The organism is Nocardia inohanensis NBRC 100128 (assembly GCF_001612945.1).
Classification (GTDB): domain Bacteria; phylum Actinomycetota; class Actinomycetes; order Mycobacteriales; family Mycobacteriaceae; genus Nocardia; species Nocardia inohanensis.
The window spans coordinates 442795-450444 of sequence record NZ_BDBK01000010.1; the positions used below are offsets into that span (position 1 = coordinate 442795).

At 65.4% G+C, this 7650-nt stretch carries 5 protein-coding genes; 4 read left to right on the forward strand and 1 reads right to left on the reverse strand.

Translation table 11 applies throughout. The annotated features are described in order from the left end of the window. Positions 1 to 57 precede the first annotated feature (57 nt). Positions 58 to 909, reverse strand: a complete 852-nt coding sequence (locus tag NI1_RS21655) for a hypothetical protein (protein ID WP_067823764.1) — start codon at positions 907 to 909, stop codon at positions 58 to 60. A 132-nt stretch (positions 910 to 1041) separates the two neighbouring features. Between NI1_RS21655 and NI1_RS21660 the strand changes: the two genes are divergently transcribed. The 4 genes from NI1_RS21660 to NI1_RS21675 form a co-directional block, all read left to right on the forward strand. Then, on the forward strand, positions 1042 to 2346 hold the full coding sequence (locus NI1_RS21660; RefSeq protein ID WP_067823767.1) for a metallophosphoesterase family protein: 1305 nt from the start codon (positions 1042 to 1044) through the stop codon (positions 2344 to 2346). Next, on the forward strand, positions 2346 to 5498 hold the full coding sequence (locus NI1_RS21665) for an AAA family ATPase (RefSeq protein WP_067823770.1): 3153 nt from the start codon (positions 2346 to 2348) through the stop codon (positions 5496 to 5498). Before NI1_RS21660 ends, NI1_RS21665 begins: the two co-directional genes overlap by 1 nt. After that, positions 5498 to 7084, forward strand: coding sequence for a DUF3375 domain-containing protein (locus NI1_RS21670; RefSeq protein WP_084523509.1), 1587 nt, complete (start codon positions 5498 to 5500; stop codon positions 7082 to 7084). Before NI1_RS21665 ends, NI1_RS21670 begins: the two co-directional genes overlap by 1 nt. Continuing rightward, the coding region (locus NI1_RS21675) for a DUF4194 domain-containing protein (protein ID WP_067823962.1) at positions 6990 to 7650 on the forward strand (661 nt) is incomplete at its 3' end. The genes NI1_RS21670 and NI1_RS21675, both read left to right, overlap by 95 nt.

Below are 7650 nucleotides of genomic sequence, written 5' to 3' on the forward strand. Positions count from 1 at the left end.
TTCCTCGGTGATGGTAAGGAAGAGCAAGGACAGTGGGATGGAACTGGTGCGGACCGGTCAGCTGCCGGTCCGCACCTGGTTGATCTGTCGCATCGAGATGCCGAAGAGTTGCTGTTCTTCGGTGAGTTGTTTGCGGGCGCGCCGCGCGGCTTCGGCGCGAGTGGTCTGGTCAGCGGATTCGTGGATCGCCAGTTCTGCTGCGGCGGCGTCGATCACCCGTTGTGGATCCACACCGACTCCCCCGGCGGTCGACGTCGACGCGGTCGCGTCGGTGATGGTCGCCGCGAATCGCCACAGTAGGCGAAGCGCTGCCGGGGTGGGGCCGATTCCGGTGGCGCCGGCCAGGTGGACCGCCTTGGCGATATTGATCGTGCTGGTAAGGAAGTCCACTCGTGGCGACAGCGGCCCGAGGATCCGCTGTTCCAGCGACCAGGTGCTGATGGTGATCAGTGCGCGGGCGGGACCGAGCAGGTCGTAGTTCAGTGCCGGGCACAGATAGTAGGGACGCGCGCCGGGCGCAGTCCGGTAGGACCGTTCCTCGTCGCGGCGCAGGCTCGACAATTTCGCCGCAGACAATTCGCCACGGAAGAACGCCTCGTGCACGGTGACGATCAGTTTCGGGGCTGCCGGGGCCTGCAACAGCATCAACGCACGGTGCGCATGCTCGCGCGCTGGCAACATCATCGCCTGCGAGACCAGTGACTTCGTTGCTGCGCCTGCGGCCGGATCCTCGGCGCGTGCAGGCGCGGGTTCGGTGGTGTCCAGCAGGGCGTCCCACGCGCGTTCGGCGCGCCGGAGTTGGGCGCGGAGTTCGGTGGCTCGTTCGGCGTCGCCGGAGGTGGACGCATCGCGGATAGCTCGACGCAGCGCGGCGATGTTTCTCTCCAGCACGTCCAGCGGTTCGCTCATAGCTCCACCATACCAGAGTTCCAGAATTTTCCAGACTTTCTCCCGAGTTTGACGTAGCATCGTGGATGCTCGGCTCCATTCGATTCGCGACGGCGCAACGTTCGCCGTCTGTCATCTCCCGGAGAAATCCCAGTGACCGCACGCATCTTTCACACCTCCGACTGGCATCTGGGCCGCCAGATCGGTCACCGCCGGTACCGTCGCGACGACGAGTTCGACGCGGTGCTCAACGAAATCATCGCCATCGCAGAGGATTTCACGCCCGACCTCATCGTGCACAGCGGCGACCTGTTCGACGGGCCGCGCCCAAGCCTCGAGGATCTGCGGCGCGCCGCCGACACCCTGCGCAGGCTGGGGAACATCGCGCCCACCGTCGTCGTCGCCGGCAACCACGACACCCGCGTGGTGCTCGGCTTCCTGCAGTACATGCTCACCCTGATCGGCGATTCCAGCCGCGTACGTTTCGCCACCGGTGCCGACGGCCTCGTGGTCGCCGACTATCCCGCCGCCCGCGGTGAGCAGACCATCCGCATCGGCGCGCTCCCCTACCTGCACCCGAACCGGTTCACCTACGAATTCGGTGATCCCGCTGCGACCACCGCATCGTTCGCGCAGCAGATGCGGCACGTACAGGCCGACGTCGCCCGTCGGCTGGCCGCGGGGCGCGGTCCCGGAGACGTCCTGGTCTACGCCGCGCACCTGTTCGTCGAAGGCGCGGTGCCGGCGTATTCGGAACGACAGATCTCGCTGGCCTCGGATTACGCGGTCGCGGCAGCCGGTCTGCCGCTGGTCGACTACGGCGCACTCGGGCACATCCACAAGCCACAACGGATTGACACCATCGGCTTTCCCGCTCACTACGCGGGCTCTCCGCTGCAACTGGACTTCGGCGAGACCAAGGACACCAAGAGTGTGGTCCTGGCCGAGATCGAACCCGGCCGAGATCCCCACATCGAACTGGTTCCGCTCAGTGCCGGTCGGCGGCTGGCGAACCTGACCGGAACCCTGGACTCAATCGCCCAGCGCGCCAACCGGATCGGTGACGCCTGGGTGAAGGTGATCGTCGACACCGACGGCCCAATCACCGACCTGTCGCAAACCCTGGCCGCCATGCTGCCCAAAGCGACCATCGTGGACATCCAGGAGCGGCGCGCCGGCGCGACCAGCGAAGTACTGGACCGATCCGCCGTCGCCGAGGTTCCCGGCGTCACCGATCTGCTGCGCGACTACCTGACCGACCGCAAGGTCACCGGACGGCAGCTCGACCACGTACTGGCCGCACTCGCACAGATTCAAAGTGAACCCGACCAAGCCGAACCGGCACCGTGCTGCGAGGAGAACGTACTCAACGCCGCGATCGGCGGGCACGACATCACCGACACCGACCGTGCCGGGCTGCTCCACGCTGTCGGCACCGAGGCAAAGGCGGCCTGCTGATGATGCCATTGACATTGTCGGTCACCGGGTTTCGCAGTTACCCGGCCCCGGCCACCATCGACTTCACCGGCAAGGGGCTGACCGCGGTCCTCGGGGACACCGGCGCGGGCAAGAGCAGCATCCTGGAAGCGATCACCTACGCGCTGTTCGGTGTGACCACCTGGGACGCCCGCAGCACCAGCCAACTCATCGCCGACAAATGCGACGCGATGAACGTGGACTTCACGTTCCGGCACGACGGACATCGCTGGCGGGTGTCACGGACCAACTTCCGCAACACGACCCCGGCCCGGCACCACCTCACCAATCTCGACACCGGCGAGGAGATCGACAATGCCCGAGCGGTTGACGCCCGGATCAAATTGATCCTCGGGATGGGGTCAGAGACTTTTCTGCGGGTTGGGCTGCTGCCGCAGGGCCAATTCGATCAACTGCTCGTCGCCTCAGGCAGGGAACGCACGACCCGGCTGCGCGAACTGTTTGGCGCGGACTCGCTGACCCAGGCGCGCGAAACCGCACGAGCCCAACACGACCGGTTGAATGGGTTGATCGGGCAGGCGGAGCTGAAACGCGCGACCATGCCGGACGATCCCACTCAGGCCGCGCACGACGCAGGTGAGTCGGCCGCGGGGTTCGAAGCGCGCGCTGAACAGCTCTCCGGGGTCATCACCACCATTTCGGTTCTGTGCGAACAGATTTCCGACTGCACGGAGACCATGCGGCAGGTGCGCGACGCGGCCCGCCAGCTCGAGGGTTCCGCCGGCGCGAACCCGGTGATGGTTCTGGACGAACTGCGGCCGGTCGCCGATCGCCTCACCGGCCAGCAGGCCGCGCTCGCTGGCCGAATCTCCGAGGCCACCACAGCCGAACGTGACCTGGTGGAACGGATCGCGGCCCGGGAATCGGCGGGGGACGGGGTCGAGGTTCTCGGCAAGGCGGTCGTTCTGGTCGACGGTCTGCTCGCCCGGGTCGGCGACCATCGCATCGCCAGCGCTGACGCAGCCGAGCGGGATACCCAACTGGCCGCCGAGAACGATCAGATCGACACAGCCACAACCGAACTCGACCAACGCTCAGCGAAAACTACCTCGCTGACCGAATCAGCGGAGGCCGCCGAGTCGACGGCGGCGGCCGCCCGCGCACGAGCGAGCGCGGCACGAGCCGCAGTCACCGTGGCGATAGCATCTGCGTCCAGGACTGTTGAGGCCGCTGGCACCTGGCAGGACGCGGTGCGACGGGAAGCAGCGGCGACGCAGGCATTCGAGACGTTGGGTGCCGACGAGGCCACTGTTACTCAGGATGTCGAGACATCCGAGGCCCGCGTAGCGACACTCACCCAGCGCAACCAAGCCGCCGCGCTCTCCGCAAACCTGCATCCGGGCGACGATTGCCCGGTCTGCCAGCGTGAACTTCCCGCCGCCTTCGCCCCCGGCGATACCGCGACCGACGCGGAGATCCATGCCGCACAGACAGCGCAGGCCGCCGCCCAAGCACAGTGGCGCGAGTTCCGCGACAAACTCGCCAAGGCACAAGTGACGGCCACCGCAGCCGTGGACACGGTGAACCAACGGGAGCGGACCCTAGAGCAGGCTCGGGTGACTACCCGTGAGGCGACCGAAGCGGCCGCCCGGTCACTCGTGGAATTCGCCACGCTCACGGACATGTTCGATGCCGAAGCCGCAACCGCCGCGCTCGAAGCGGCCATCACCAAGGTGGCGGAAACAGTCGGTGATCCGGAAACCTTGATTGCCGACCTTGTCACCTTGATCACCGATGCCGAACGTGAGCTCGACGACCGGGCACGGTCCAAGCGCCGGGAAGCCGACAGCCATGCCGCTTCCGTCGACGCCGAAACTCGTGTGTTACAAGACCGACGCGATGCGCTGGAGAAAGCTCGTCGTCAAGCCGCCGCGGAATCGACATGGCTCGGCACGGCATGGACCCGGATCACCAGCGACGTCGCGACGTTGCCGACCCCCATCCGCACCCTGCTCCCGAACGATCTCCACGACCTCGGAGCAGTCGAAACCACCACCGCCGCAGCCGCGATAAACGACCGTTTGGCACAGACCAGAGCGCTCGTCGACTCGCGAGAAAAGGCTCGCCGGCTGCTGGACACACTCCAGGCCGACCAACGCGAGCTGGAGAAGTCCATCCGCGAGCAAGTCGAAACGCCCGTCGGTGAACTGCTGCACCAACTTTGCACACGGGCCGACACCGCCGAGCACATCAGCGACCAGCACCACCTCGGCCACCGGCCGCCACCGCGTCCCGCAGTACAAGACATCGGTGCAGTACGGGAATTCGCGGTCGATTTGGCACAGGTCACCGGCCTTCTAATCCAGGAACTTACCGTGATCCTCACCGGACACCAGCACTCTGTTGACGCCCACACCACCGAACTGCGCGAGCTGGCCGGAACCCTCAATGACATAGACGGATTCGACCCCGCAACTGACCTGACCGAGCCGAACGCGCTGCACCCGCTGGTCGCGGCCAAAGCCACTGCGGTCCGGCAAGCCGAAGAGCGCCGAACCGCTGAAGTGACCGCCAGCGCCCAGGTGAAGCCGGCCGCCGACCTCGACTTCGCGATTACGGCCGGTAAGACCCGGGCGGCCGCCGTCGATGTGCTTCGGCGTGAACTCGTCGACGCCAAGTTCCTGCGACACCTGGCACTCAGCAACACTCGCTCCCTGCTCGGCATAGCCAGCGACCTCTTCGGCAAAATGACGGGCGACCGGTTCGGTTTTGCCGAAGACTTCGAAATCGTCACCCGAGCCACCGGCGTCAAACATCCCGCCGGACGGCTCTCCGGCGGCGAGAAATTCCTCGCTTCCCTGGCTCTGGCTCTGGCGCTTGCCGATCTACACTCCCGCAGCGGCCCCCGCCTCGGATCCCTCTTCCTCGACGAGGGATTCGCCACCCTGGACACGGATGCCCTCGAAGCCGCACTGGACGTTCTGCGTACCCAAGCCGGCAGCGACCGCATGGTCATCGTCATCAGCCACCTGCACGCCGTCGCCGAAGCGGTCGACGACGTCCTGTGGGTACAACGCGAACCGACCGGATCCACAGCACACTGGCTCACCGCCGCCGAACGCGACGAACTGGTGAACGCCGATGTAGCCGCCGGATTGCAGGCGTTGACGTAATGGCATTCAGGGATATCGAAGGCGCTTACCAAGGAGCACTTCGGGCGTTCAAGACACCGATGCTCGACCTGCTCCACCAAACCTACGCTCCGTTCGTCGTCACCATGTTGGCAAGCATGTTCACCGCCGACCGGCCCACGGTGACGGTCGCCGACGCACAAGCCGAGATCGGTGACGCGTTGAACCAGCTGCGGTCATCAGGATATGGCGAAGACGGGCAGCTACCGCTGCCTACCGGTAACGCCCGCGAGCTGTGCCGATATTGGGTGAATGCCGGCTGGCTCATCTGCCAAGCGCTGGAAGACAACACGGAGGTGTACCGGCTGTCCGCTCACGGCGTCGGCGCATTGGAGGTCGCCGGCCGGGTGGTGGGATCGCGGACCCGCGTGTCGGAGTCGCGGGTCCGCACTCTGCTCGATGCGGTGGAGCGCCTGGCACAAAATTCCGACCCGAATCTGGCCGACTACGTCGCCCGCCTCGAAACCGAGATCGCCCAACGCCAGCAGGAGCTGCAGCGGATGGAAGCCGGCGGCGATATCGAGGCGGCCAACGATGATCAACTGGTCGAAGAAGCCGAGAACGTACTGCATCTGGCCCGAGAGCTACCCGCGGACTTCGCTCGGGTCGCGGAGTCGATCAAAGCCATACAACGAGAGGTCGTCACCGACCTCCGCCAGGATATCCGGCCGACGGGCGAAGTCTTGCGCGAGTACCTCGAACGCGGGCAGCAGATCATGGACGCGACCCCTGAAGGGCGGGCATTCGCTGGCGCTTTGCGGCTAATCGGAGACCCCGAGCAGATCGACGAGTTGTCCGGCCGCCTGCGCACGGTGAGTCGGCACCGATTCACCATCCAGATGAGCGAACCACAGCGGCGTGAGTTCACCGAAATCGCCCGCCGAATCGAACGGGGCGTCAAGGAGGTACTGACCGCACAACGGCAAGCGTCACATGTGATCACGACCCAGGTGCGGAACCACGACCCGATGCGCGACCGGCAAGTCGACGAGCTGCTGCGCGACGTGGTGGTCGGACTCCACCGGGAAATGCGTGACCTGCGCCGCGGTGAGGCGATCCAACCGCTGCGTCGATTGCCGACTCTGAACATCGACCATCTACGTCAGACAGTCACCGATCCCCGGCCCGCACTGCCACCGCCGCCACTGGCCGAGTGGGACTACGACTCGACGCAGACGACCGACACCCGCGCCTGGGGCGGACCGAATTATCTTGCGCTGGCGGACTACCTGGCCGAGTATCCGCCGAACGAACACGGTTTCACCGCCGTCGCCGATGCATTCGTCGACGCCCCCGACGATATCCGCCGTCCCGTGGATCTTCTTGGCCTGCTCGAACTCTCACACCGTGCGGGCATGACCGAGACCGAGGAAATCGTCACCGTCGAGGCGATCAGACCCGACGGCACCCGCCGACAGTTCGCCTTCGGCGGCGTCTTGTCGACCCCGAACCGCGAGAAAACGGAAGATAGAGATGGACGAAGAACGCCAACTACCTCAGGTCGAGGACTCGGGCTTCATCAACCCGGTATCGATGGAGGAGGACCCGGGCGAATTGTTCCCGGGTGACGCCGGAACCCTGCCACCCGAAGTGCGGCGGACATTGGTGAGGCTGCTGCAGCGACGAGTTCTGTTCGCAGACAAAAACTCTGCCCAGTGGCGCACGCTCCTCGAAAACCAGCAACTCATCGAGTCTCGGCTGCACGACTTATTCGTCCGGCTCGTCGTCGACCACGATCGCGGTATCGCCTACAAGTATCAGGTTCGCTCGGAGGAGCTCGACGTACCGATTCTACTGAAGGAGGACCCCTACAACCGGGCCGAAACCCTGATATTGGTGCACCTGCGCACCGTTTTTCAGCGGGAACGGACCGTCGGGGAAACCACCGCACGAGTCGACGTCGAAGAACTCGAGCAGACAGTGCTCACCTACTTCAATCCCGAGGACCCGAACGTCGCCAAGGCACAGCAAGAGATCCGCACCGCGACAGCCCGCCTGGTGAAAGAAGGGCTGATCGAGGAGGAGACCTCCGGACGGTACCGAATCACCCCGCTGGTGGAAGTCGTGATGAGCACAGAGAAATTGAGTGAGCTGGGCCAGTGGCTGCGCAGCCGCGCAGATGGCACAGGCGGGG